Annotated in this window: 17 protein-coding genes and 1 pseudogene; 9 read left to right on the top strand and 9 right to left on the bottom strand. The window is 69.4% G+C overall.

The window, feature by feature from the left end; translation table 11 throughout:
- Nucleotides 1-23: 23 nt before the first annotated feature.
- Nucleotides 24-359, bottom strand: a complete 336-nt coding sequence (locus Ahu01nite_RS36270) for a MarR family winged helix-turn-helix transcriptional regulator (protein WP_203841250.1) — start codon at nucleotides 357-359, stop codon at nucleotides 24-26.
- 395 nt (nucleotides 360-754) lie between these two features.
- Here Ahu01nite_RS36270 and Ahu01nite_RS36265 point away from each other — a divergent pair, with 395 nt between their 5' ends.
- From Ahu01nite_RS36265 to Ahu01nite_RS36245, 5 genes and pseudogenes are all read left to right on the top strand, one after another.
- A complete protein-coding gene (locus tag Ahu01nite_RS36265) occupies nucleotides 755-1,486 on the top strand; it encodes a DUF7873 family protein (protein WP_203841249.1) in 732 nt (243 codons plus the stop codon).
- Between the two features lie 38 nt (nucleotides 1,487-1,524).
- A pseudogene (locus Ahu01nite_RS36260) lies at nucleotides 1,525-1,619 on the top strand.
- 463 nt (nucleotides 1,620-2,082) lie between these two features.
- Nucleotides 2,083-3,759 (top strand): hypothetical protein, encoded by a 1,677-nt coding sequence (locus Ahu01nite_RS36255; protein ID WP_239159419.1) that lies wholly within the window; start codon nucleotides 2,083-2,085, stop codon nucleotides 3,757-3,759.
- Between the two features lie 358 nt (nucleotides 3,760-4,117).
- Nucleotides 4,118-10,342, top strand: coding sequence for an RHS repeat-associated core domain-containing protein (locus tag Ahu01nite_RS36250; RefSeq protein ID WP_203841248.1), 6,225 nt, complete (start codon nucleotides 4,118-4,120; stop codon nucleotides 10,340-10,342).
- A gap of 122 nt (nucleotides 10,343-10,464) precedes the next feature.
- Complete coding sequence (locus Ahu01nite_RS36245; RefSeq protein ID WP_203841247.1) at nucleotides 10,465-10,830, top strand: hypothetical protein; 366 nt, start codon at nucleotides 10,465-10,467, stop codon at nucleotides 10,828-10,830.
- 77 nt (nucleotides 10,831-10,907) lie between these two features.
- On the opposite strand, the gene Ahu01nite_RS36240 is transcribed toward Ahu01nite_RS36245, so the two are convergent.
- Nucleotides 10,908-11,930, bottom strand: a complete 1,023-nt coding sequence (locus tag Ahu01nite_RS36240; RefSeq protein WP_203841246.1) for a polysaccharide deacetylase family protein — start codon at nucleotides 11,928-11,930, stop codon at nucleotides 10,908-10,910.
- 88 nt (nucleotides 11,931-12,018) lie between these two features.
- Between Ahu01nite_RS36240 and Ahu01nite_RS36235 the strand changes: the two genes are divergently transcribed.
- Nucleotides 12,019-12,762, top strand: coding sequence for a DUF4253 domain-containing protein (locus Ahu01nite_RS36235; protein ID WP_203841245.1), 744 nt, complete (start codon nucleotides 12,019-12,021; stop codon nucleotides 12,760-12,762).
- Nucleotides 12,763-12,780: 18 nt separating this feature from the next.
- Here the strand turns inward: Ahu01nite_RS36235 and Ahu01nite_RS36230 are convergent, their stop codons facing one another.
- Nucleotides 12,781-13,089, bottom strand: coding sequence for a helix-turn-helix domain-containing protein (locus Ahu01nite_RS36230; RefSeq protein WP_239159418.1), 309 nt, complete (start codon nucleotides 13,087-13,089; stop codon nucleotides 12,781-12,783).
- A gap of 170 nt (nucleotides 13,090-13,259) precedes the next feature.
- Here Ahu01nite_RS36230 and Ahu01nite_RS36225 point away from each other — a divergent pair, with 170 nt between their 5' ends.
- A complete protein-coding gene (locus Ahu01nite_RS36225) occupies nucleotides 13,260-14,168 on the top strand; it encodes a zinc-binding dehydrogenase (RefSeq protein ID WP_239159417.1) in 909 nt (302 codons plus the stop codon).
- Nucleotides 14,169-14,180: 12 nt separating this feature from the next.
- On the opposite strand, the gene Ahu01nite_RS36220 is transcribed toward Ahu01nite_RS36225, so the two are convergent.
- Entirely contained in the window at nucleotides 14,181-15,131 is a 951-nt protein-coding gene (locus Ahu01nite_RS36220; protein WP_239159416.1) for a helix-turn-helix transcriptional regulator, read from the bottom strand.
- Between the two features lie 63 nt (nucleotides 15,132-15,194).
- Between Ahu01nite_RS36220 and Ahu01nite_RS36215 the strand changes: the two genes are divergently transcribed.
- Nucleotides 15,195-16,145, top strand: a complete 951-nt coding sequence (locus Ahu01nite_RS36215) for an alpha/beta fold hydrolase (protein WP_239159415.1) — start codon at nucleotides 15,195-15,197, stop codon at nucleotides 16,143-16,145.
- 67 nt (nucleotides 16,146-16,212) lie between these two features.
- Here the strand turns inward: Ahu01nite_RS36215 and Ahu01nite_RS36210 are convergent, their stop codons facing one another.
- The 3 genes from Ahu01nite_RS36210 to aceA form a co-directional block, all read right to left on the bottom strand.
- A complete protein-coding gene (locus tag Ahu01nite_RS36210; RefSeq protein ID WP_203841241.1) occupies nucleotides 16,213-17,688 on the bottom strand; it encodes a mannitol dehydrogenase family protein in 1,476 nt (491 codons plus the stop codon).
- 180 nt (nucleotides 17,689-17,868) lie between these two features.
- Nucleotides 17,869-19,470 (bottom strand): malate synthase A, encoded by a 1,602-nt coding sequence (aceB, locus tag Ahu01nite_RS36205; RefSeq protein ID WP_203841240.1) that lies wholly within the window; start codon nucleotides 19,468-19,470, stop codon nucleotides 17,869-17,871.
- The gene (gene aceA / locus Ahu01nite_RS36200; RefSeq protein WP_203841239.1) at nucleotides 19,470-20,759 is read right to left on the bottom strand and encodes an isocitrate lyase; all 1,290 of its coding nucleotides are present in this window, start codon (nucleotides 20,757-20,759) and stop codon (nucleotides 19,470-19,472) included. The genes aceB and aceA overlap by 1 nt, the downstream gene beginning before the upstream one ends.
- 114 nt (nucleotides 20,760-20,873) lie before the next feature.
- On the opposite strand from aceA, the gene Ahu01nite_RS36195 reads away from it, so the two are divergent.
- Entirely contained in the window at nucleotides 20,874-22,355 is a 1,482-nt protein-coding gene (locus Ahu01nite_RS36195; RefSeq protein ID WP_203841238.1) for a helix-turn-helix transcriptional regulator, read from the top strand.
- Between the two features lie 355 nt (nucleotides 22,356-22,710).
- Here Ahu01nite_RS36195 and Ahu01nite_RS36190 read toward each other — a convergent pair whose 3' ends face one another.
- Both Ahu01nite_RS36190 and Ahu01nite_RS36185 read right to left on the bottom strand, forming a co-directional pair.
- Nucleotides 22,711-23,604: a hypothetical protein gene (locus tag Ahu01nite_RS36190; RefSeq protein WP_239159413.1), complete on the bottom strand. Its 894-nt coding sequence runs from the start codon at nucleotides 23,602-23,604 to the stop codon at nucleotides 22,711-22,713.
- Between the two features lie 388 nt (nucleotides 23,605-23,992).
- A partial coding sequence (locus tag Ahu01nite_RS36185; RefSeq protein ID WP_203841236.1) for a hypothetical protein occupies nucleotides 23,993-24,281 on the bottom strand: 289 nt, incomplete at its 5' end.

Genomic DNA, 24,281 nt, shown 5'->3' with positions numbered 1-24,281 from the left:
GACCGCGGGGTGGGCGGGGTGGGTCAGGGCTCGCGGGGCCAGGCGTCGACGAAGCGGTGGAGCAGGGCGGCCAGCGTGCGGGATTCCTCGGCGGTGAAGCCGCTCAGGGCGGCCACGACGGCCCGGCGGCGGTTCTCGTTGATCGCGGCGACGAGCTCCCGGCCCTGCGCGGTGAGGCCGACCAGCGCGTACCGCGAGTCCTCCGGCGCGGCCCCGCGAGTGACCAGACCCTCCGCCAGCAGTTCGGTGGTCAGCCTGCCGGCCCGCTGCCGGTCCACCCCGATGGCGTCGGCGATCCGGGAGATCGGCAGACCCGCGGGGGAGTCGCCGAGGGCGTCGAGGAACCGGGACCTGATCAACGACCAGTTCGCGCGGACCCTCGGCCGTCGCGACGTGACCCGCCGCCAATGGCAGCTGCTGTCCATTCTCCACAGTGGGCCGGTAACGCTCGCGGCTGCGAACGAGGCTCTCGCGCCGTTCGGGGAGGACGTCCTGCCGCACCTCGATTCGCTTGCCACGCGCGGGATCGCGGCCCGCGACGGTGAGGCCTGCACGCATCACCGATGCCGGCCGGGAGCTGGTCGCTGTCCTGTCGCAGAGGTTCGTGAGATGCGCGAGCTGACCACGGCGGGGCTTCGTGAGGGCGACTACGAGCATGCGATCGCTACGCTGCGGGCCATGATCCGGAACCTGGGAAACGGGTCGTCCGGGTGAGCCGGTGGCTGCTAGGTTGTCCGCGCTGAAAGGGGTCATCGTGCCGAGACTGAACCAGATCATCGCGGTGGAGAAAGGCGTCAAGAGCAAGGCGTTCGCCGAGCTGAGCGAGGCGCACCACGCCGTGCAGAAGACCGGCCCGCTCGCGGGCATCTCCCGGGCGTACCAGCCGAAGGACGAGGAGGGGGAGCAGCTCCCCGCCGAGTCGACGCGGGTGCAGATCAAGGCCGAGGACATCCTGCACGACATCGCGAGCACCCTGACCCGGCTCTTCGACGTTACGGCCACGAAGGACTGGACCAACTGCGTGGCCCGCGCCGACGTGGTCGTCGACGGGCGCACCATCGCCGCCCAGGTGCCGGTGACCTATCTGCTCTTCATGGAGAAGCAGCTCGTCGACCTGCACACGTTCGTGAAGAAGCTGCCGGTCCTCGACGCCGCGGAGTCCTGGGTGCGCGACGACTCGACCGACAGCTGGCGCACGGAGCCGGTGCGCACCAACCGCACCAAGAAGGTCCCGCGCAACCACGTCAAGGCCGAGGCCACCGACAAGCACCCGGCGCAGGTCGAGGTGTTCTACGAGGACATCACCGTCGGCTACTGGACCACGGTGAAGTTCTCCGGCGCGCTGCCGGCCAAGCGGGTCAACGAGATCCTCGACCGCGTCGTCGCGCTACAGACCGCGGTGAAGTTCGCGCGCGAGGAGGCCAACGGCACCGAGACCACCGACCAGCGGGTCGGCGCGGCCGTCTTCGGCTACCTCTTCGGGTGAGAAACTAGGGTAGCCGTCTCAGATTCCCCCGTGGGAGCGCGGGGGTGCGCCGTTCGCGGCGCGAAGCTGACAGCTGAGGCTGAAACTGAACAAGCCGGTCCCAGTGCGGGTTCGATCCCCGCCCCCCGCACCACCACGCGGGGGTAGCCCAACTGGCAGAGGCAGCCGGTGTAAAACTCAGATTCTCGCTCCAACGTCAGCATTTTTCCACCGATCACCAGGTCGACCGGGCCCGGACGATGACAGCGAATGCCGGTTCAAGTCCGGTCCGCCGCGCTTCGAGCGGCGGTAGTTTAAAGGCAAAACTCGCGGTCCTGACGAATGATCCTGGCCCTTAAACGTGCTGGTGTGTGCAATTCGGTGGCAGCCCGAGGCCCGGGGATTGGCCATATCCCCGGGCTTCACCATGTCCTGCCCGGGTGGTGCGGGCCGAGGCGTGTCCACACTCGACACCACGCGCCGCCATCTCAGGCGGTCGAGCCGTTACCGGATGAAATGCCCGGCCCCGGCCGTGCCGCAGGCTACCTCGGCGGCTTCGCATGCGCATGTGTGGATCTCGCGGCTGGGGCTTTTGACGGGCGTCTATAGTCTCGGCCATGTCGATCGATGATCACCCTGTGCGGCTCGCTTCCTCGACCGCCGACGCATCGACGGGTGACCGGTCGGCCGTGCGTGCGATGACGGCTGTCGGGGTCGTGTCGCTGGTGGCGGCGGTGGCGTTCCTGGTGGCGCCGCCGATGGGGATCGATCTCGCGGCTCAGGTCGCGCACGCGGACTTCTGGGGACGGCACGGCGGTGCGCTGCTGGACTTCGGGTGGTACGGGGGTACGTCCCCCTATGGCTACAGCCTGCTGACGCCCGCCCCGATGGCATGGCTCGGGGGCGGTACGGGTGGGGCGAAGGCGCTCGGCGCGATCGCCGCCGTTGTCGCGTCGCTGCTGCTGACCCTTCTTCTGCTGCGTACGGGTGCCCGCCGCCCCCTCGCCGCCGGGCTGCTCGGCGCGCTCGGCGTTTTCGGCAACATCGTCTCGGGCCGGGTCACGTTCACCGTGGGTCTCGTGTTCGGCCTGTCGGCTCTGCTCGCTCTGACCTTCCCGCAGTCGTGGCGGCGAGCAGCCGCCGTCGCTGCCGCGGTCCTCGCCGGTGCGGCGAGCCCCGTGGCCGGTCTGTTCGTGGGGCTGGCCGGGACGGCACTGCTGCTGTCCGCCGGCTTGCGGAGGACCGAGCGTCCCGGGACGGCCGGGCGCAGGCTCGACGGCTTCCTGATCGCCGTGGCCGCGGCGGTGCCGACCATCGGCATGTCGTTGCTGTTCGGGACCAGCGGGCCGATGAACACCATCAATTCAGACACGCTGCGGTCCTTCACCGTGAGCCTGCTCGTCGCTCTGCTCGTGCCGCGCCGGGCTGTTCGCATCGGTGCGCTGTTCAGCGCGGCCGGGGTGCTCGCCGCGAGCATCCTCACGACCCCGGTGGGGCTCAACGCCGGCCGGTTGTCCGCGACGTTCGCGCTGGTGACGCTCGCGGGTTATGCGGCTCTGCCGTCGCGTGTCCGGCTGCCCGAGGCACTGTCCCGCCCCGCTGCGCGGGTCGCTGCCATGGCGGTTCTGCTGGCGGGCGTCGCGTTGTGGCAGCACCCGGTGGCCGCCGGCGACCTGCGGGGGACCGGCGACCCGATGGCCTCGCCGGAGTACTTCCGGCCGCTGCTCGACGAGGTGGAGCGCCGCCAGCCGGTCGGCCGGGTCGAGGTGGTCCCGACCGCGAACTACTGGGAGGCGGCATACGTCCCGGGGACCGCTCCGCTCGCCCGGGGCTGGCTGCGCCAGGCCGACACCGATCGTAATCCGCTGTTCTTCGAGAAGAAGCTCACCGCCGCCGGGTACGGGACCTGGTTGCGCGACAGCGGTGTGTCACTGGTCGCCCTGGCCGCCGCTCCGCCCGCGTCGGTCGCGCGGCGTGAGGCGCGGCTGGTGCGCTCGAAGCCCTCCTATCTCAAGCAGGTGTGGCGCAACAAGGACTGGACCCTCTACGAGGTGAGCGGCGACCCGGAGCTCGTCACCGGTGCGGAGCTGGTCTCCTCGACCGACGGTGCCGTCGTCTTCGACGCGGCGTCCCCGGGTGACGTGCTGGTGCGGGTGCGCTGGTCCCGGTGGCTGAGCCTGCGGGGTCCGGGCGGGTGCGTCGAGGCCGGTCCGGCGGAATGGACGACGGCGCGCGTGCGGACCCCCGGACGGTATGTCCTGAGCGGATCTTTGAGCTCCGGCCCCTCCTGCTGAACCGGTTGATCATTGCGGGGCGTTCCCGTCGGTCGCACACAGAGATGAGCAGCTCACGCTGTGTGCGAACGCCTCGATGAATCAATTTCCGGTGCTGGGACGCAGCAATTCCCCACGCTATTATCTCGCCATTTCCGCAGCGAAATAAAATGCGGCAGTGAGCCCGCCCGGCGGCCCGGGCGGGTGCGGCCGTGGCCCGGGGCGGGCCAGAAACCTGTGCTGTACAAGGGTCTCGGGCAGCGCGCTGGCCCGCGCGCCGGTCGCTGCGCATTGACGTATGTGCAGAAACAAATTGTTGAGAAATCGCCAAGATCCCGTATATGGTGCTGCCGCCACTTGTAATCACGGGGGAGGAAAGATGGTAAGTAGGCGAAGCCTGCTCTCAATTCGATCATGGTCGTCGGCGTCCAGACGCACGTCCGGCCGCGCGACCGCCGTCATCCTGACGGCCGCGCTGGCCGGCACGATCTCCGACGCCGCCATAGCACCCGAGCCGGTCCTGGCCGAGCCGGCGGCACCGGTGCGCACCGCGCCGGTGCTGGAACGCCCGGACGAGGCGGCGGCCCTGGTGACCGCCCGCATGAACGGCGCCCCGGTGAAGATCACCGGGCTGACCACGGCCACGTCGGAGTTCTTCGCCCGGCCGGACGGCACGGTCGAGGCCACGGTGTACGCCGCACCGGTCCGGGTCCGCTCCGGGTCCCGCTGGGTCCCGGTCGACCTGACCCTGCGCCTGAACACCGACGGCTCCGTCTCGTCGGTGGCGCACCCGGAGGGACTCAAGCTCTCCGGCGCGCGCACCGCCACGTCCGGGGCGCTGGCCACCGCCGGATCCGGCGCCGGGCAGGTCTCGATGGGCTGGTCCGGCACGCTGCCGGAGCCGGTCCTCGCCGGCCCTCGGGCCACCTACCCGGAGGTCCTGCCGGGGATCGACCTGGCCGTCGAGGCCACCCGGACCGGTTTCGAGCAGTTCGTCGTGGTGAAGTCGCGTGCGGCTGCCGCCCGGGTGGCGCAGTTGTCGCTGCCGCTGACCGGTGCCTCGCTGGCGTCACACACCCGCGACGCCTCCGGTGCGCTCGTGCTCAAGGACAAGGCCGGCCGTACGGTCGCCACCTCGCCGACACCGATGATGTGGGACGCGCAGGTCGGTGCGGACGGTGTGACACCGCAGCGGCGTACGGTCGTGAAGTCGTCGGCGGCGAAGCGTTCCGCCAAGGCCACCGCCGGGGTCGACGTGAAGCTGACGCCCGACCTCGCGTGGATCAACGACCCGGCCACGACGTTCCCGGTCACCATCGACCCCACGGTCGCGCTCGGGACGTACTTCGACACCTACGTCACGGACGGGGACACCGGCGACCGGGGCGGCGCCAACAACCTGCAGATCGGCCTGCTGAGCGGGACCGGCGGCAAGCGCACCCGGACGTTCGTCTCGTGGGACACCACCGCGCTGCGCGGGAAGCAGATCACGGCGGCGACCGCCTCGTTCTACAACTACTACTCGACGACCTGCTCGGCGAACTCCTGGGAGATCTGGTCGACGAACGCCTTCAACGCGGACACCCGGTGGGCCAACCAGCCCGCCTGGCTGACGAAGGAGGCGGCGGCGACCGCGACGAAGGGCTTCGACTCCTCGTGCGGCGACGCCTACGTGGCCATCTCGGCGACGTCGTTCTTCCAGCGTGCGGCCACGGCGAACCAGACCCGCGGCTACATGGGCATCCGGGCGACCAACGAGGCGGCGACCAGCGCGTACAAGCAGTTCCGCTCGCGTAACGCCGCGGAGACCGCGCAGGTGCCGAAGGCGTCGATCACGTACAACTCGTACCCGGTGGTGGGCGCCCGTTCGACGGTACCGGCCACGTCGTGTGCGACGGGCACCGCCCGGCCGTTCATCGCGTCGAAGACGCCGCAGCTCAAGACCAAGATCACCGATCCCGAGGGTACGGCCATGACGGCCTCCTTCGAGTGGTCGACGACCGCGGGCACCGGCATCACCACGGCCACGACGGCCAAGGCCGCCTCCGGAACCACGTTCGCGACCACGATCCCGGCGAACGCCCTCGCGGAGAACGGCTCCTACCGCTGGCGGGTACGCGGCTACGACGGCACGGGCTACTCGCCGTGGTCCGCGTACTGCGAGTTCACCGTGGACACCACCGTCCCCGCGACCCCGGCTGTCGCGTCGACGGACTACCCGGCCGGTCAGTGGTCGGGTGGCCCCGGGTCCGCCGGGAAGTTCACCCTCTCCGCGTCCGGTGCGACCGACGTCGCCGCCTACCAGTACGGGCTCGACGTCAACCCGCCGGACCTGTCCGTGAACGCCGCGACCCTCGGTGCCGCCGCCACGGTGACGGTCACCCCGGCCACCTCCGGCGCGCACACCCTCTACGTGCGGTCGCGGGACCGGGCGGGCAACCTCTCCGCCGTCCGGGCGTACGCGTTCTCCGTCGGCGGCGCCGCGATCACCGGCCCGAAGGACGGTGACCTGTCCGCCGGGTTCGTCGCCGTCGAGGGCAGCGGCAACAGCACGACGACCGGTGTCACGTACCAGTGGCGCCGTGGCGATGTCGACGCGTGGACCACCATTCCCGCGGGCGATGTCACCGTCGCCGCCGGGCAGCAGGCGGTCACCTGGCCGCTGACCGTCCCCGCGGGCGGCACGGCGCCGAAGCTCAACTGGAACCTCGCGCAGACGGTGAACGCCGCCGAGGCGGGACCCGATCCGCTCGACGGCCCGGTGCAACTGCGCGGCGTCTTCGTCGGCGGAGCCGGTGCCACGTCGAACCCCGTCAAGGTCACGCTCGACCGCAACCGCGCCTGGGCGGCGACCGAGGACGCCGGGGTCGGCGCGGTCAACCTCATCACCGGCAATGTCGCCATCGAGGAGCACGACGCCACCACCGGTGCGACGCTCGGCCGGACGGCGAACTCCCGCCTCGCGGGCGAGGTCGACCCGATGTTCGGGCCGGGCTGGTCCTCCAGCGTCTCCGTGACCGGTGACGACAGCGGCTACACGGAGCTGACCGTCACCGGTTCGCTGGTGCAGGTCGGCCTCGACGACGGCGCGACCATGGGCTTCACGAAGAAGACCGCCACGACCTTTCAGCCGCAGGTCGGCCTGGAAGGGATGAAGCTGACCTACACCGCCACCGGTGACACCTACACGCTGACCGACTCGGCCGGCATCGGGGTCACGTTCGGCCGTACGACGGCGCAGCCCGCCGGGCAGTACGTGCCGGTCTCGGCGGCGGCCAAGGGCGCGGCCGACAAGGTCACCTACTCGTGGGAGACCGTCACCGTCGCGGGTGCCGCGGTGACCCGCCCGACCCTCGCGCTCAACCCGCCGCCGGCCGGTGTCACGTGCACCGCGACCAGCCTGGTCCGCGGCTGCCGCGCGACGAAGTTCAGCTACGCCACGGGCACCACCGCCTCGGGAACATCCGCGGCGCAGTGGGGCGACTTCGCCGGACGGATCAAGGAAGTCACGTTCACCGCGTGGGACCCGGACGCCACCCCGGCCCAGATGAAGACCGTGGTGCTCAAGCGGTACGCGTACGACAGCACCGGCCGGCTGCGGTCCTCCTGGGACCCGCGGCTCGACTGGACCGAGTCCGGCACGGCGCGCCACCTCGAGACCACCTACGCGTACAACGCCGACGGTGTCATCACCGAGGTCCGCCCCGCCGGTCAGGAACCGTGGAACCTCGCCTACTCGGTGATCCCGGGTGACTCGGGCAAGGGCCGGCTGGTGCAGGTCAGCCGGGGGATCGGTGGCAACGTCGCCCGGACGACGGTCGTCTACGCGGTGCCGCTGTCCGGCGCCGCGGCACCGTACGACCTGTCGCCCGCCCAGACCGCCCGCTGGGCCCAGCCGGAAGCGCCGGTCCTCGCGACCGCGGTCTTCCCGGCCACCCAGGTGCCGGACGGCAACCCGGCGGCCGGCACCCTGCCGTCGTCGTACGAGCGGGCCTCGGTGTCCTACCTGGACGCCAACGGCCGCGTCATCAACGCCGCCGAGCCGGGTGGATACATCGCCTCGCAGTGGTTCGACAAGTGGGGCAACCAGACCCGCAGCCTGGACGCCGCCAACCGGCAGCGGGCCCTGAACGACTCGACCTCCGACAACGCCGACCAGGAAGCGGTCGTCGCACGGTCGCTGTCGACGCTGAACATCTTCACGGCCGACGGCAGCCGCGCGACCAGTGCCCTCGAGCCCGAGACCGAGGTGACGCTGCCGGACGGTTCCGCCGTGCGGGGCCGGCCCTACACCGAGTACGCCTACGACGAGGGCGCACCCGCGACCGACGAGCCGTTCAACCTGGTGACCACCGAGAGCCGGATGGTCCGCGTGTGGGGCAGCGAAGGGGCCTCCTACGACGCCGACAAGCGGATCACGAAGACCACCTACGACTGGACCCTGCAGGCGCCGCTCACCGAGACCGTCGACCCGGGCGGGCTCAACCTGGTGACGCGGTACCAGTACGACGCGACCACCCAGCGGCAGATCGCCGTGACCGGGCCGGCGGGCACCACCGCCGGGGACACCCCGTCGACGCAGAAGACGCTGTACTACCGGGCCGGCACCGGCTCCGGCAACAGTGTCTGCGACAACCACGCCGAGTTCGCCGACCTCGTGTGCCGGACCGAGCCCGGAGGCCAGGCCGAGAGCGGCCCCGCCGTCCCGGTCAAGACCATGACGTACGACATGTTCGGCCAGATCCGCAAGACCGAGGAGTCGACGTCGGCCGGTGTCCTGCGCACCGTCGTCGTCTCCTATGACGCCGCGAACCGTCCGTCCCAGCAGAGCGTCACGGTGGCGTCGGGTCTCGGCGAGCAGGTCCCGGTCACCCGAAACGTCTACGACCCGGCGACGAGCCTGCCCACCCGGGTGCAGAGCCTCGACGCGAGCGGCGCCGTCACGGCCGAGATCGCCTACGGGTACGACACCCTGGGCCGCGCGACGTCGTACACCGACGCCGACGGCATCACGTCGACGTTCGGCTACGACCTGCTCGACCGTCCGACGACCACCACCGACGGTCTCGGCACCAGGACGTACACGTACGACGGTGGCACCGAACGACGGGGCCTGCCCACGTCGGTCACGGACTCGCAGGCCGGCACGTACACGGCGGCCTACGACGCCAACGGCGGAGTCGTCTCCCAGCAGTGGGCGAACGGCATCACCGTGGACGTGGAGCCGAACGAGGCCGGTGACGCGGTCGGCATCACCTACAGCCAGACCGGCTGCGACGCCGACGACTGCACCCTGTTCTCGGAGGCGCTGACGGCATCGGTCCACAACCAGGTGAGCAACCGTACGTCGAGCCTGTCGCAGCAGGACTTCACGTACGACACCGCGGGCCGGGTGGCGAGCGTGCAGGACACGGTCGACAGCAACTGCGTGACCCGCAAGTACGGCTACGACGCGGGCACCAACCGCACCGAGACGGTGTCGTACGACCCCGCCGAGGACGGCACCTGCCAGACCGGCACCGAAGCGGGCCGGATCAGCCGGGGTTACGACAAGGCGGACCGGCTCACCACCGCCGGGTACGAGTACGACGCCCTGGGCCGGACCCGGGTCGTTCCCGCCGCGGACTCCGCGGTGGCAGGCGGCGGACAGGCCGAGATCTCGTACTACGGCTCGAACCTGACCCGCCAGATCGTGCAGGACGACCGGTCGGCGGTCTACCGGCTCGACGTCGTGGCGAACCGCTACCGTTCGTGGGCGCAGACCCAGGGCGCGGTCACCACGACGAAGGTCAACCATTACAGCGCCGACGGTGACTCGCCGAGCTGGACCGACGAGGGCGACAGCACCACGACGCGGGCGATCTTCGGCGTCGCCGGCATGGCCGGCAGCCACAGCTCCGCGACGGGGACGACGTCGTTCATCACCAACCTGCACGGCGACGTCGTCGCGGGTGTCTCGGGGACGAGCCAGGGCCTGACGTACACCAGTGACTACCAGGAGGACGGCCAGCTCCGGAACGCGGCCGGCACCGAATCGCACCGGTACGGCTGGCTCGGCGCCGAGCAGCGCGCCAGCGACACCCCGAACGGGATGACCCTGATGGGTGTCCGGCTCTACAACCCGGCAACCGCCCGGTTCCTCTCCGTCGACCCGATCCGCGGCGGCAACGCCAACGACTACGACTACTGCTCCGGTGACTCCGTCAACTGCAGCGACACCTCGGGTGAGTACAGCTGCAAGTGGCAGAAGAAGTCGGTGTCGCTCAACTGGAGCGGGTGGAAGTACGACCTGAAGCGCAAGTGCTGGATCACCAACTGGGAGGTCCGTGCGGTCATGCTGTACGGCGTCGTCTGGGCCGGCATCTACGGGGTCTTCGCGGGATTCACGTCGACGCTGGCGCTGACCGGGGCAGGCGTACTCGTCCCCCTGGCACTGGCGGTGATCGGTGTCATCATCGGCGGGGTCGTCTGGTTCGCCGACAAGATCTATGAGGACCGATGCTCGAAGCGCAAGGGCATCTACATCTCCATGCGTCTGTGGAAGGCCCGCGGATGGGCCAGGAAGCGGCCGCACTACAGCTTGTCGATGGGATGCAACAACTGATGACAGAGGTACGGGTTCGTGTGGCAGATCTGGGCTCGGTGAAGTGGCCGGCCCGGCCGATCGTCGGAGGCGGTGAAACCGCACCGGTGTCGATACCGCTGCCACACCTGGCGTGGACGCGGGTGACGACAGTGCGGGTGCCGCTGGGGTCGGGTGCCGCGGAACGGGTCGCCACGGTGACCCGCCTGCGGAAGCTCTACGAGTACGTCGTGCTGCCGGCGATCCTGCTGCTGTTCGTGCTCGCCCTGACCTTCCTGGTGCTGGGCTGGTCGGACACGGTGGACAACGGCCGGGCGATCGGCGGCTTCCTGGGGCTCGCCGGGTTCGTCCTGGTCCTGCTGGGTTACGGGCCGCAGGTCGTGGCGGCCGTGACGAAGGCGCCGCGGGTCGCGGGCGGGGAGCTGCGGCTTCCCCTCGCGCACGAGGATGTCGCTCGTGAAGCGGTGGCCCTGAACCCGTCAGGGATCGTCCAGGTACACAGCAACTGAGTTGACCGCCGCCGGCGCGTTCTCTTCGGAGAGCGCGCCGGCGGTGTTTCCGGCTTTGTTTCTCAGTGCAGGGGTTCTCAGTGCAGGCGGGGAAGCTTCAGCTTCTTCGCGCGTACGGTGTCGATGATCTTCTGCAGGCCCGCCGCGGTGTTCTTGCCGTGGCCGTGCATCAGGATCACGCCGCCCGCCCGGACCGGCGCCGACAGGTGATCGCCGTACTTCACCCGCTCGACCATCAGGGCGGTGGACGGACCGTCCCAGTCGTACGTGTCGGTGGTCCACCGGCACAGCTCGTACTTGTTGTCCCGGGCGACGTCCTGCAACCGGGTGGTGAGCGAGCCCGCGCCGAACGGCGGCCGCAGCAGCCGGGGGGTCCCGGTCGCGGCGGTGCCCGCGGTGATCTGCTTCTTGACGTTCGCGGCACTCATCCGGCTCAGCGCCGGATGCGTGGACGTGTGATTGCCGATCACGTGACCCGCGGCCTTGATCTGCTGGAACAGGGCCGGATTCCTCCGGGCCCAGTCGCCCCGGAAGAAGAACGTCGCCTTGACGTTGTTGCGCTTGAGCGTCGCCAGGATCGACTTCACCTGGGCGGCGCTGCCCCCGTCGTCGAACGTGAGCCACACGTCGTCCGTGGTGTGCTGGCACTTCTCGACGCGCTGGATCTCGGCGATCGTGATGGGCTGCGGTGAGGGCTTGCCGTCCGCGGCGACGGCCCGGGCGGCGTTCCCGGAAACCTGCCGCGTCGTCGTGCCCTTCACCATCTTCGCGGTTCCCCGCACCGTATATTTCCCGGCCTTGACGGGCATCCGCAGGTAACAGGTCCGGCTGACGGTGTGCCGGACCGGATTGCTCCAGACGGCGCCCGTGCAGGTCACCGTGGCGCCGCCGGTGGCGGACGCCGAGATGCTCACCGTGTACCCCGGGTACGGGTTGTAGACGGTCACGATGGCGGGAACCGTCCCGCCAGGGCTGTCGTACTGAACTGTGCTCACCCCGATGTGGGGCGTCACCGTCGCGGCCTGCGACGGGCCGATCCCCATCAAGGTCGCCGCCAGTCCGGCGGCGGCGACGGTGGCGGTCAGAGCGGGTCGGCGCATAGATCTCCTTCGGTGAGTGGGGCAGCTGAGGGTACCGGTCCGCGGCCCGGCGGTGTCAGGAGACCGTGCCGGTGCCTACACTCTTGCGGTGACTGATCTTGCTGCCGCGCTGGCGAAACTGGATGTGGAGCTGCCGCCCGGGCGTCTGGTGCACGGGGACGAGGGTGACGCGGAGCAGCCCGCACTGTGGGTGAGCGACGGACCGGCTCCCGCCGGGTCGTGGGCGGCGTTGCGCGGCTCCGGGTTGTGGCCGTTACTGCTCGATCATCTGCGCGACGAGCCGCGGCGTCCGTGGGACGACGGCGAGCTGGACCCGGAGGACCCGGGCGTCCTCGATGCGGAAACCGTGCTCAGCGCCTGGTGGGCCGGGCACGCCGGGGACGGCGCCGCGGTCGCTCCGTACGAGCAGTGGCCGGGACTGGCCGCGCCGATCAAGCCGCGCCGTGATCCGGACAGCCACGCGGACCAGTGGGCGGGTGAGCTGCTGGCGAGCGACCGCAAGATGCGGCTCGGGCTGGTCGCCGCGGGGCGGGGTGCCGACGCGATCTCGGTGGCCGGGTGGCAGGGCGCGATCAACTACACCGGGCCGGCGTCGCTGACGGCGGTGGTGCGGTCGTGGGAGGAACGTTTCGGCGTACGCGTGATCGGGCTGGGATTTGCCGAACTCTATCTGAGCGTTTCGGCTCCGCCCGGCGATCAGGAAACGGCGTTGCGGGTCGCGGCCGAGCATTTCGCCTTCTGCCCGGACGGGGTCTGGCAGGGCACCGAAACCCTGGAGAAGTACGCCACCCAGCTCATCAACGCACCGTTCTGGTCCTTCTGGTGGGACTAACACCCCAGCGGGAGATCTTCAGGGCTCGCTGACGGCTCGGCGGGCGTTCGTGGTCGACGTCATACCGAGTTCGTCGTGGAAGAGGCGGCTGAGCGTGCGGGCGCCGGCTCCGACGTTCCGGCCGAGCGCGGCCAGCGGGCTGGTGTCCGCGGGGTTGTTGTCCAGGATGCGAGCGACTGCCCGCAACCGGTCGTCGCGTGGCTCGGGTAGGTGTGTGGGCTGTTCGTGCGCCTCGCGGAGCTCGTCGACCAGGACCCGGTGCAGGCGAGCGCGGGCACCGGTGCTGAGGCGCCGGGCTGGTCCCGCCGGACGACCACAGGTGCACACCGCCGGACGGCCAGATCCGGGATCGGCGGGCCACAGGCATAGCTTGGCATTCTGACGGTGGACGGCCGGACGGCTGCGGGACGACAGTTCAGGGCATGAGAACGATGATGCGAGCGGCGGTTTGTGTGCGAGCGGGTGGCCCTGAGGTTCTGGAGACCCGTGAAATTCCGGTGCCGGCGATACGGGAGGGCTGGAGCCTGGTGCGGGTGATGGGCGCGGGCCTCAATCGTTCGGAGTTGCGTACCCGTCAGGGGCATTCGCCGGGCGTGCGGTTCCCGCGGGTGCTGGGGATCGAATGCGTGGGCGTCGTGGCGGCCTCGACCGATCCCGCACTGCCGGAGGGCACGACCGTCGCGGCGGTGATGGGCGAGATGGGGCGGGAGTTCGACGGCGGTTATGCCGAGTACGTGCTGCTGCCCGACGCGCTGCTCATGCCGGTGACCACCACGCTTGCCTGGGAGGTGCTGGCGGCGCTGCCGGAGACGTACCTGACCGCGCAGGGCGCCTTCGACGCACTGGGAATCCGCCCGGGTGAGAAGTTGCTGATCCGCGGCGGTACCTCGTCGGTCGGCATGGCCGCCGCGTCGATCGCGCACGGCCACGGCGTGGAGATCGCGGCCACGACCCGCCGGCCCGAGAAGGCCGGGGCGCTGAGAGCGGCCGGCGTCGACCACGTCCTCCACGATGACGGCGGGTCGCCGATCACCCCGTGGCCCGACGGGCCGAGCCACGTGCTCGATCTCGTCGGGGCGAGCACGGTCGCCGACTCGCTGCGGCTGGTCCGCCGGGGTGGGACCGTCTGCGTGGCGGGCTCCCTCAGCGGATGGCTGATCCGAGACTTCGAGCCGATCGCGATGATCCCCTCCGGAACCCGGCTCACGGCCTTCCACAGCAACGACGCCAAGGGCAGCGCGGGTGCGGCGGTGCTCGAGCGGGTCGTCCGCAACGTCGAGACCGGGGTTTACCGACCCAACATCGACCGGGTTTTCGGCTTGGACGACATCGCCGCGGCCCACCGGTACATGGAGGACAACCGAGCCACCGGCAAGGTCGTCATGCTGCCTCAGGGCACGTCCTGAGCCACACCACTGTCAGGGCCCGTAACGTTCGACCAGCGCGTTACCGATCGCGGTCAGGTGGTCCCGCACACCCGCGGGGCCGGTGACCTCGAGCCATGCGACAAGACCGGCGAGCTCGTGGGCGAGGGCGTGCTCGCTGTGGCCGCGGATCACGACCTCGATGCGGCCGTCGGTCGTGGAGCCGCCCACCTCGAGCCGATCGCCGAGGATCATCCGAAGCGTGGCCAGCCCCTCGGGCGCGCACACCGCCTGCATCTCGAGGGGCGTCCGCCTGCGGTCGACCTCGTCGGCGATCTCGTGCCAGGTCCGGGCGAGATCGAAGTTTTCGGGCCGGTGCACGGGATCGCCGGTCGGGTCGGCGGACGTCACGCGGTCGATGCGGAAGGTCCGCCGGCCGGCCCCGGTGCCGGCGACGAGGTACCACGACGGACCCTTGGCGACGATGCCCAGCGGGTGGACGGTTCTCGCGGTCTCGGCGCCGGTGCTGTCGACGTAGCCGAGCCGCACCTGGACGCCGTGGATCACCGCGTCCTGGAGTTCGTCGAGGAAGCGCGGCGGTGGGTGCTCGACCCGGCTCGACCCCCATCGTGGTGCGTCCAGGACGAACGATGACGCTGCTGCCTCGGCCTGTTCCCGGAAAGGCTCCGGCAGGGCGCGGACGAGTTTGCGCAGAGCTGCTTTCACGGCCGGCGTCGCGGCCGAGGCCGGGCCGGCGACCAGGAACAGGGCACGCGCCTCGCCCATGGTCAACCCGGACAGGTCGGTGCGGGCGCCGCCCAGGAGGCGCCAGCCGCCGCCCCGGCCCTGCGTGGAATACACCGGCACCCCGGTCATGGCCAGGGCGTCGAGGTCGCGGCGGGCGGTGCGCTCGGAGATCTCGAACTCCCGGGCGACCTCTGCCGCTGTCACCTGCCCGCGTCGTTGGAGCAGGAAGAGGATGGCCATCAGGCGGTCGGCTCGCACGCCGGCAATACTTCCCCGTAAACCGGTCACGGGATGACCGCTTTCGGTCGGCACGATGGCAGCATGACCGCACCGACGAATCCCCTTGATTTTCCCGAGCCCACCGTTGTCCGCGTCAACGGTGTGGAGCTCGAAGTCTTCGAAGCGGGCCGGCACAACGCCGGAAGGCCCATCGTGCTGTGTCATGGCTGGCCGGAGCATGCCTTTTCCTGGCGCCATCAGCTGCCCGTCCTTGCGGCAGCGGGCTATCACGTCATCGTCCCGAACCAGCGTGGTTACGGCAATTCGTCCCGGCCGGCCGACGTGACCGACTACGACATCGCGCAGCTGTCGGGAGATCTCGTCGCACTTCTCGATCACTACGGGTACGAGGACGCCATCTTCGTCGGTCACGACTGGGGTGCGATGGTCGTCTGGGGTCTGACCCTGTTGCATCCCCGTCGGGTGAGCAAGGTGATCAACTTGAGCCTGCCCTACCAGGAGCGCGGGGAACGGCCCTGGATCGAGGTCATGGAGGAGATGCTGGGCGGCGACTTCTACTTCGTCCATTTCAATCGGCAGCCGGGTGTCGCCGACGCAGTGCTGGACAAGAACACGTTCCGGTTCCTTCGCAACCTGTACCGGAAGAACGAACCGCCACAGGCGCCGGAGCCGGGAATGGTGATGATCAATCTCGCCACCGCAGAGAAGCCGCGGGGCGAGCCCGTGATGAGCGACAGTGACCTTGCTGTTCTCGTCGGTGCCTTCGAGACATCAGGGTTCACGGGCGGCATCAATTGGTACCGGAACCTCGACCGTAACTGGCGGCTGCTGGCGGACGTGGACCCGGTCATCCGGCAACCCGCGTTGATGATCTACGGCGACCGGGACATGGTCCGGAGATCGGCGAGCCTGACGACGTTCGTGCCCGATGTGGACGTGGTCACCCTGGACTGCGGTCATTGGATCCAGCAGGAGAAGCCGGAAGAGACAAACCAGGCGATTCTCGCATGGCTGGACCGGTCAGGGGTCTGACCCCGCCGGGTAGGGGACGGCTCAGGGGCCGCGGCCATCGGCCACGGCCCCTGAGTTCCGGCTTTTGTCAGACCGCGGGGGCGAGGTCTTCCAGGGTGGCGCGGGCGCCCTTGCTGTGCAGGGAGGCGAGGACCGACTGGTACGTGGAGACGAAGCGCTCGTTGTCCACCAGGTCGCCGAAGAGTTCGCGGTTGGCGACGAAGGCGAGGGGGTCCTCGTCGTGGCGCTGGGCGATGGCGACGAGCTGGTCGCGGAGGCGGTCGACGACGTCGATCGGCTGGCCCTGCTCGTCGACGGCCTCGGCGTAGCGGGCCCAGGAGGCGACCACGGCGGTGGAGCGCAGGATCTCGCCGCCGCTCTCGAGGTTGTGGCGGATGACCGGGACCAGCCACTTCGGTATGCGGTCGGAGCTCTCCGCGCAGAGGCGGGCGACGGTGTCGCGGACCTGGGCGTTGGAGAAGCGGTCGATCAGCTGGTGCTTGTACTCGCCGAGGTCGATGCCGGGGACCGGGGCGAGGGTCGGGGTGGCCTCGCGGTCCATGTAGGCCAGCAGGAAGTCGGCGAACAGCGGGTCCTGGGCGACGTCGTGCACGAGGCGGTACCCGGACAGGTAGCCGAAGTAGCAGAGCGCCTGGTGGCTGGCGTTGAGCAGGCGCAGCTTCATCAGCTCGTACGGCTCGACGTCATCGACGACCTGGACGCCGGCGTCCTCGAACGGCGGGCGGCCGAGCGGGAAGGCGTCCTCGAGGACCCACTGGGTGAACGGTTCGCAGACCACGGGCCACGCGTCGCCGACCCCGAAGCGGGCGGCGATCTCGGTGCGGTCCTCGTCGGTCGTGACGGGGGTGATCCGGTCGACCATGCTGTTCGGGAACGCCACGTGCTCCTGCACGTAGGCACCGAGCGCGGGGTCGCGCAGGGTGGCGTACGCGACGAAGCTGCGCTTGGCCACGTGCCCGTTGCCCTGGATGTTGTCGCAGCTCATGATCGTGAAGGGCTGCTGTCCCCGCTCGCGCCGGCGGGCCAGGGCCTCGACGATCAGCCCGAAGTGGGTCTTGGGAGAGGGGCTGTGCAGGTCGTGCTGCACATCGGGGTTCTCGGCGATGAAGTCACCGGTCACCGCGTTGAAGTTGTAGCCGCCCTCGGTGACGGTCAGCGAGACGATCTTCACGTCGTCGGAGGCCATCTTCTCGATGACCGCCTCCGGGTCGTCCGGGGCGTAGAGGTATTCCTTGATCGAGCCGATGACCTGCGGGGTCCAGGTGCCGTCGGGCGCCTTGACGACCAGCGTGTAGAGGCCGTCCTGCGCGGTGAGGGCGTCCCGCATCCGCGCGTCGGCGGGCATCACACCGACGCCGCAGATGGCCCAGTCCAGTGCCTTGCCCTCGGCCATCAACCGGTCGAGATACATGGCTTCGTGGGCGCGGTGGAAGCCGCCGACCCCGAAGTGCACGATCCCCGTCCGCAGACGAGCTCGGTCGTACGCCGGGACGGGTAGATCGTCCGGCAACGAGGACAAATTCTGGGCATTGAGCGGCGACATCGGTGTGTCCTCCCAGCGGTGCTAGAGGGGGTTTCCCGCCCCAGCATCGCACCTGGAACACGCCATGCCCGCCTCCCCGCCTCAAGATCTTTCTCACCGTCCGTCAACCCGGGCACGACCGTGTGGAAAACGGTCACGGCCCGGCGGCGAACCACCGCCGGGCCGCATGATCGTCGCTGGTCAGGCCGGGATTGCCGGGGCCGGGACGGGCTTGTCCCCGGTCAGGTGACGCAGGTACGCGGGCAGGGTGAAAAACTCCGGGCATGTGCGCTCGGTGAGCAAAACCGTCAGCAGAGTGCGGGCCTGTCCGTACCGCCGTCCCGAATCCTCGTCGAGGGCACCGGTCTCGGCGAGCACGTCCAACTCCTCGCGCAGCATCCGCACAACAAGACCGGCGGTGACCGGGACGCCGTAGTCGGTGGGCGTACCCCGGTGGATCCACTGCCAGAGCTGGGCGCGGCAGATCTCGGCCGTGGCGGCGTCCTCCATCAGCCCGCCGAGGGCGACCGCGCCACGCCCGCCGAGCCAGGCCGCCACGTAGCGCAGCGCCACGCTGACATTGGTGCGCAGCGCGACCTCGGAGACGGTGATCCCGAGGGAACGCACGTCGAGCAGCTCCTTCGCCGTGACCCGCACGTCGTCGCGGCGGCGCACGATCTGGTTCGGTTCGAAGCCGAGCCACTGGTCGAACACGTCGCGGCAGGTCTCGACGAGGGCCGGGTGCGCGACCCAGCTGCCGTCGAAGCCGTCGCCGACCTCGCGCCGCTTGTCCTGCCTGACCTGGTTCAGGGCCCGTTTCGCCGCGACCGGGTCACGGCTGGGGACCACGGCCGCCATGCCGCCGATCGCATGGGCGCCGCGCTGGTGACAGGTCCGGACCAGCAGCTCCGTGTACGCCCGCATGAACGGCGCCGTCATCGTCAGCTCCGCCCGTTCGGGCAGCACGACGTCCGGCCGGTTCTTGATCATGCTGAACAGGTAGTCCCAGCGGCCCGCGTTCAGGCCCGCGGAGTGTTCGCGCAGCTCGTAGAGGATCTCGTCCATCTCGAACGCCGCGGGGATCGTCTCGATGAGCACCGTCGCGCGGATCGTGCCACGGGGGATGCCGAGGCGCTCCTGGGCGAAGACGAAGACGTCGTTCCACAGCCGGGCCTCGAGGTGGCTCTCGAGTTTCGGCAGGTAGAAGTACGGCCCGCTGTCGCGTTCGAGCTGCCGGCGCCCGCAGTGGAACAGGTACATGCCGAAGTCGAACAGCGACGCCGACACCGCCCGCCCGCCGATGCGCAGGTGACATTCGGGCAGATGCCAGCCGCGCGGCCGCACCATGATCGTCGGCAGGTTTTCGCCGACCTTGTACTCACGGCCGTCCCGGGCGGTGAAGCCCAGCGTCCCGTCGAGCGCGTCCCGCAGGTTCTTCTGCCCGCCGACGATGTTGTCCCAGGTCGGCGCGGTGGCATCCTCGAAGTCCGCCATCCACACCTTCGCCCCGGAGTTCAGCGCGTTGATGGTCATCTTGCGCTCCGGCGGCCCGGTGATCTCCACCCGCCGGTCGGCGAGATCCTCGGCGGGTGGCGCCACGGTCCAGGACGAATCCTTACGGATCCGTTCGGTCGAGGCCAGGAAGTTCAATTGATCGGTACGCGTGGTACGCCGCCGGCGCCGCCTTTCGAGCAGCTGCACCCGCCGCGCCCCGAACTCCCGGTCCAGGGCCACCACGAAGTCGATCGCTTCCGGAGTCAGAATCCCGTCGTACGGCGACGGCGCCACGGTCACAGCCTCCATCAGAACTGCTCCTGCTCGGTCGAGCCGGACAGCGCCGTGGTCGAGCTGTGCGGGTTGAGCGCCGTGGAGACGGCGTCGAAGTAGCCCGTACCGACCTCGGCCTGGTGCTTGGTCGCCGTGTACCCGTCGGCCTCGGCGGCGAACTCCGCTTCCTGGAGCTTCACGTACGCGCTCATGCCCTCGGCCGCGTACCCCTTCGCCAGCTCGAACATCGAGTGGTTCAGCGCGTGGAAACCTGCGAGGGTCACGAACTGGAACTTGTAGCCCATCGCCCCGAGCTCCTTCTGGAACCGCGCGATCGTCGCGTCGTCCAGGTTGCGCTTCCAGTTGAACGACGGCGAGCAGTTGTACGCCAGCATCTTGTCCGGGTGCTCCGCGTGGACCGCCTCGGCGAACGACCGCGCGAACTCCAGGTCGGGCTTGCCCGTCTCGACCCACAGCAGGTCGGCGTACCCGGCGTACGCCACCCCGCGGGCGATCGCCGCCTCCGGTCCGCTGCGGACCCGGAAGAACCCCTCGGCCGTACGCTCACCGGTGAGGAACGGCTGGTCACGCTCGTCGACGTCGGTGGTGAGCAGGTCGGCGGCCAGCGCGTCGGTCCGCGCGATGACCACGCTCGGGACACCGGCCACGTCCGCGGCCAGTCGCGCCGCGTTGAGCGTACGAACATGCTGGGCAGTTGGCACGAGGACCTTGCCACCCAGGTGGCCGCACTTCTTCTCCGAGGCCAGCTGGTCCTCCCAGTGCACCCCCGCGGCACCGGCGGCGATCATGGCCTTCATCAGCTCGAACGCGTTCAGCGGCCCCCCGAAACCGGCCTCCGCGTCGGCCACGATCGGCGCGAACCAGTCCCGCTCGTGCCGCCCGGCCGCGGTGTCGATCTGGTCGGCGCGCAGCAGCGCGTTGTTGATCCGGCGCACCACCGTGGGCACCGAGTTGGCGGGGTAGAGACTCTGATCGGGGTACGTGTGCCCGGACAGGTTCGCGTCGGCGGCCACCTGCCAGCCGGACAGGTAGATCGCCTTGAGCCCGGCCCGCACCTGCTGCACGGCCTGCCCGCCGGTCAGCGCCCCGAGCGCGTTGATGTAGTCCTGCTCGTGCAGCAGCTCCCACAGCCTGCGCGCCCCGCGCTCGGCGAGCGTGTGCCGCTCCTGCAGACTCCCGCGCAGCCGGACGACATCGTGCGCGGTGTAGTCGCGCCGCACGCCGAGCCACCTCGGATCGCCAGCCCACGCCCGAGTGAGGTCCGCTGCGGTACCGCCTCTGGTTTCGGTCAGCGCATCAGTCATGATCCCGCCTTCTTCTGTTTCGGTGGTGTATCTCGACTGTCGCTGAGGCTGTCGGGGCTGCTGAAGCCATTTGTGACCAGAAGAAACGCGAATATTCTGCTAGCGTCAAAACGCATGACGGCTTCCGAGCTTGCCCGCGGCGGACACCAGAATGTCAAGCCACCCGACGTGGACCTCGTGACGCTCGGGCAGCGGCTCAGGCATCTGCGGCGGTCGAAGAACATGACGCTCGATCAGCTCAGTGCGGTGGTCGGGCGGGCGCCGTCACAGCTGTCGCTGATCGAGAACGGGAAGCGGGAGCCGAAACTCAGCGTGCTGCAGGCGATCGCGGGCGCTCTCGGCGTACCCATGCAGGATCTGTTGCGACCGGAGGCGCCGAGCCGGCGCGCCGGGCTGGAGATCGAGCTGGCCCATTTTCAGGGTTCCGCGGCCTATTCCGCGCTCGGCCTGCCCGCTGTCCGTGGTGGCAGGCGGTTGCCGGCGGACGCTCTGGAATCGCTGATCGGCCTGCACCGCGAATTGGCCCGGCGGCTCACCGAACAGAGCGCGACCCCGGAAGTCGCGCGCCGCGCGAATCAGCAGTTACGCGAGCAGATGCGCGAACGCGACAACTACTTCGCGGACATCGAACAGGCAGCGGCGAAAGTCCTGCAATCGGTGAAACACACCACCGGCCCGCTGTCGCAGCGCGGCATCCTCGACATCGCAGCGCAACTCGGCTTCACCCTGCACTACGTGCCCGACCTGCCCGGATCCACCCGCTCGGTGACCGATCTCCGCAACAGGCGCATCTACCTGCCGCAGATCGCCAGCGGCAAAGGCCACGACCCCCGCGCGGTGGTCCTGCAGACCCTCGGCCATTTCGTCCTCGGCCACGCCGACCCGTCGGACTACGGCGATTTCCTGCGCCAGCGCGTCGAGGCCAACTATTTCGCCGCAGCCCTGCTCATGCCCGAGAAATTCGCCGTCGACTTCCTCCGCGACGCCAAAGCCGACCGCGCCCTCGCCATCGACGACTTCCGCGACGCCTTCGGCGTCTCCTACGAAACCGCCGCCCACCGCTTCACCAACCTGGCAACCCACCATTTCGGCATCCCGGTCCACTTCGTCCGGGTACACGAGAGCGGAACGGTCTACAAAGCCTACGAGAACGACAACGTCCGCTTCCCCACCGACGTCACCGGCGCCATCGAGGGCCAGCCCGTCTGCCGCAAATGGGCCTCCCGCACAGTCTTTCAAGCCGCGGATCCGTACTCGTCGTTCTACCAGTTCACCGACACCGTAGGCGGCACCTACTGGTGCACGGTCCACGTGGAATCCACCCGCTCCGGCGAATTCTCCGTCACCGTCGGCACCCCCTTCGAACACGCCCAATGGTTCCGCGGCGGCGACACCACCCGCCGTACAACTTCCCGCTGCCCGGACCCCTCCTGCTGCCGCCGCCCACCCGAAACCCTCGTCGACTCCTGGTCAGGCCAAGCCTGGCCCAGCGCCCGCGTCCACTCCCACCTCCTCGCCGCCCTCCCCGCCGGCACCTTCCCCGGCGTCGACGCCCAGGACGTCTACGAATTCCTCGAACGCCGCTCCCGCCCCTGACCCTGCAGGACGCGCCATATCGTCGCCCCGCGCTGTTCGAAGCCGGCAGCCCCACGCCCGACGGCAGGCATACGCACCCGGGTGAGGCCAGGTCGCGGCCTTCTCCATCGCCTGCGAGGAGCGGCGGAGTTTGCGTCCGGTTCTGCTGACGTACGGCCGCATCGCCCGTCCCCATACGTCGGCGTCGAGGCCGACCCTTTGCGGCGTGCCGAAGTGGCCGAAGATCACCGCGCGCATGGCCCACACACGGACGCGCCGGAGACCCCCGTGGTGCGAGGGCCTCCGGCGAGGCGGTTCCGTGCGGTGGATCGGGGATCAGGTTGCCGTTGTCCGCGGCGCCGCATTCCCCGCGGCTCTATCCGGCTGGCGTCTCGTTCACACCCAGACCACGCAGGATGTTATCGCGGTTCGCGTTGCCGCGCAGCGCGGTCAGGGAATTCAAGCGGCCCAGCAAAGTCGTGGACGATGCGGGGCATTTCAGGTCTTGAATCGCCGACAAGGTTTTTTCGAAGCGTTGGATGCGGCTTTCGAGGTCCGTTCCACTGGGAAGGTTCGCATTCTTGAGCGCTACCTGCGCGTTCACTTGGGCTTGAGTGGGTGGGCAGCGACCGGGAACTTTCACCCCGGTCGGGCCCACGCGGTCGGCCGTCGCGTTCGGATCGCCCGGGCTGAAACCCAGTGCCGGCACCAAAGCGTTGACGTTACCGGAGCCGGCTCCGGCGTTCCCCGCAGCTCCACTCGCGCCCGCGTCACCGGATCCCGCGGCGGCTTTGTCCGCCGGCGTCTCGTTCACACCCAGACCACGCAGGACGTTATCGCGGTTCGCGTTGCCGCGCAGCGCGGTCAAGGAATTCAAGCGGCCCAGCAAAGTCGTGGACGATGCGGGGCATTTCAGGTCCTGAATCGCCGACAAGGTCTTTTCGAAACGCTGGATGCGGCTTTCAAGATCCGTTCCACTCGGGAAGTTCGCATTCTTGAGCGCTACCTGCGCGTTCACCTGGGCTTGAGTGGGTGGGCAGCGACCGGGAACTTTCACCCCGGTCGGGCCCACACGGTCGGCCGTCGCGCTCGGATCGCCCGGACTGAAACCCAGCGCCGGCACCAAAGCGTTGATGTCACCGGAGCCGGCTCCGGTCTCGGCGGCCTGGCTCATCCCCGTGCCGACCGCGAGCGCCGAGCCGAGCAGCACTGCGGCGGCACCTCCAATCAACAGCTTGCGCGTCCTGCTGCTGACTCCGCGTCGATACATGCACGGCTCCTCTTCGTCTCGGTACTGCTTGTACCGAGCTATACGAGCAATGATGTGGCAGCAGTTCACGACGCTCAGCAAGCTTTCCTTAAAGTTTCTTAAGAGACTCTCGGGGCGTGCAGCCGCCAGCCGCCAGCCGCCAGCCGCCTTCCGGCTGAACGAGCTGTTGGTCGACCGCGGCGATACCGACGCACTGAGTCGACCTGTTCGCCGGCGCTGGCGGGCTCGCCTTCGGCCGCCACCGTTCCACGTCGGCCGGATCAAGGTCAGCGCCTAAGACCGGCAGCGCGCCATATGCCGACCTGCGCTATCCGGCAGCCGTCAGTCCACGCCCGGCCATGCAGACAGACCGGGCACGACACGCTGTCTCCAGCACGCGGCACTCCCATCAACCACGGAGAGTGGCATCCGGCGTCCGGATCTGCCGATGACAACAAGACGGCCAACGAACTCGTAGCACGGTGAGCACGAGGATCGCCTCCCGCAATCCATCCGCCACCACTTCACGGCTATCCGAATACCCGCTATCTGCCATTCGCAATTGTGTGATCCCCCTCAACCCGACAATGGCACACCCACCCTTCCGATCATGGAACTCCCTGAGAATAATCAAGAAATGAAATACGCTCAACTGGAGATCTTTACGACCGTTGAACTGGCATGGATGCGTGACCCGA

Origin of the sequence: Winogradskya humida (assembly GCF_016862215.1) — a bacterium.
Taxonomy (GTDB): domain Bacteria; phylum Actinomycetota; class Actinomycetes; order Mycobacteriales; family Micromonosporaceae; genus Actinoplanes; species Actinoplanes humidus.
This window is presented reverse-complemented; position numbering and strand designations above follow the sequence as displayed.

Excerpts from the sequence above, each read along its gene's own strand:
- Ahu01nite_RS36255 (WP_239159419.1), top strand. The coding sequence starts at position 2,083 with ATGTCGATCGATGATCACCCTGTGCGGCTCGCTTCCTCGACCGCCGAC.
- Ahu01nite_RS36250 (WP_203841248.1), top strand. The coding sequence starts at position 4,118 with ATGGTAAGTAGGCGAAGCCTGCTCTCAATTCGATCATGGTCGTCGGCG.
- Ahu01nite_RS36240 (WP_203841246.1), bottom strand. The coding sequence starts at position 11,930 with ATGCGCCGACCCGCTCTGACCGCCACCGTCGCCGCCGCCGGACTGGCG.
- Ahu01nite_RS36215 (WP_239159415.1), top strand. The coding sequence starts at position 15,195 with ATGACCGCACCGACGAATCCCCTTGATTTTCCCGAGCCCACCGTTGTC.
- Ahu01nite_RS36210 (WP_203841241.1), bottom strand. The coding sequence starts at position 17,688 with ATGTCGCCGCTCAATGCCCAGAATTTGTCCTCGTTGCCGGACGATCTA.
- aceB (WP_203841240.1), bottom strand. The coding sequence starts at position 19,470 with ATGGAGGCTGTGACCGTGGCGCCGTCGCCGTACGACGGGATTCTGACT.
- aceA (WP_203841239.1), bottom strand. The coding sequence starts at position 20,759 with ATGACTGATGCGCTGACCGAAACCAGAGGCGGTACCGCAGCGGACCTC.
- Ahu01nite_RS36195 (WP_203841238.1), top strand. The coding sequence starts at position 20,874 with ATGACGGCTTCCGAGCTTGCCCGCGGCGGACACCAGAATGTCAAGCCA.
- Ahu01nite_RS36190 (WP_239159413.1), bottom strand. The coding sequence starts at position 23,604 with ATGTATCGACGCGGAGTCAGCAGCAGGACGCGCAAGCTGTTGATTGGA.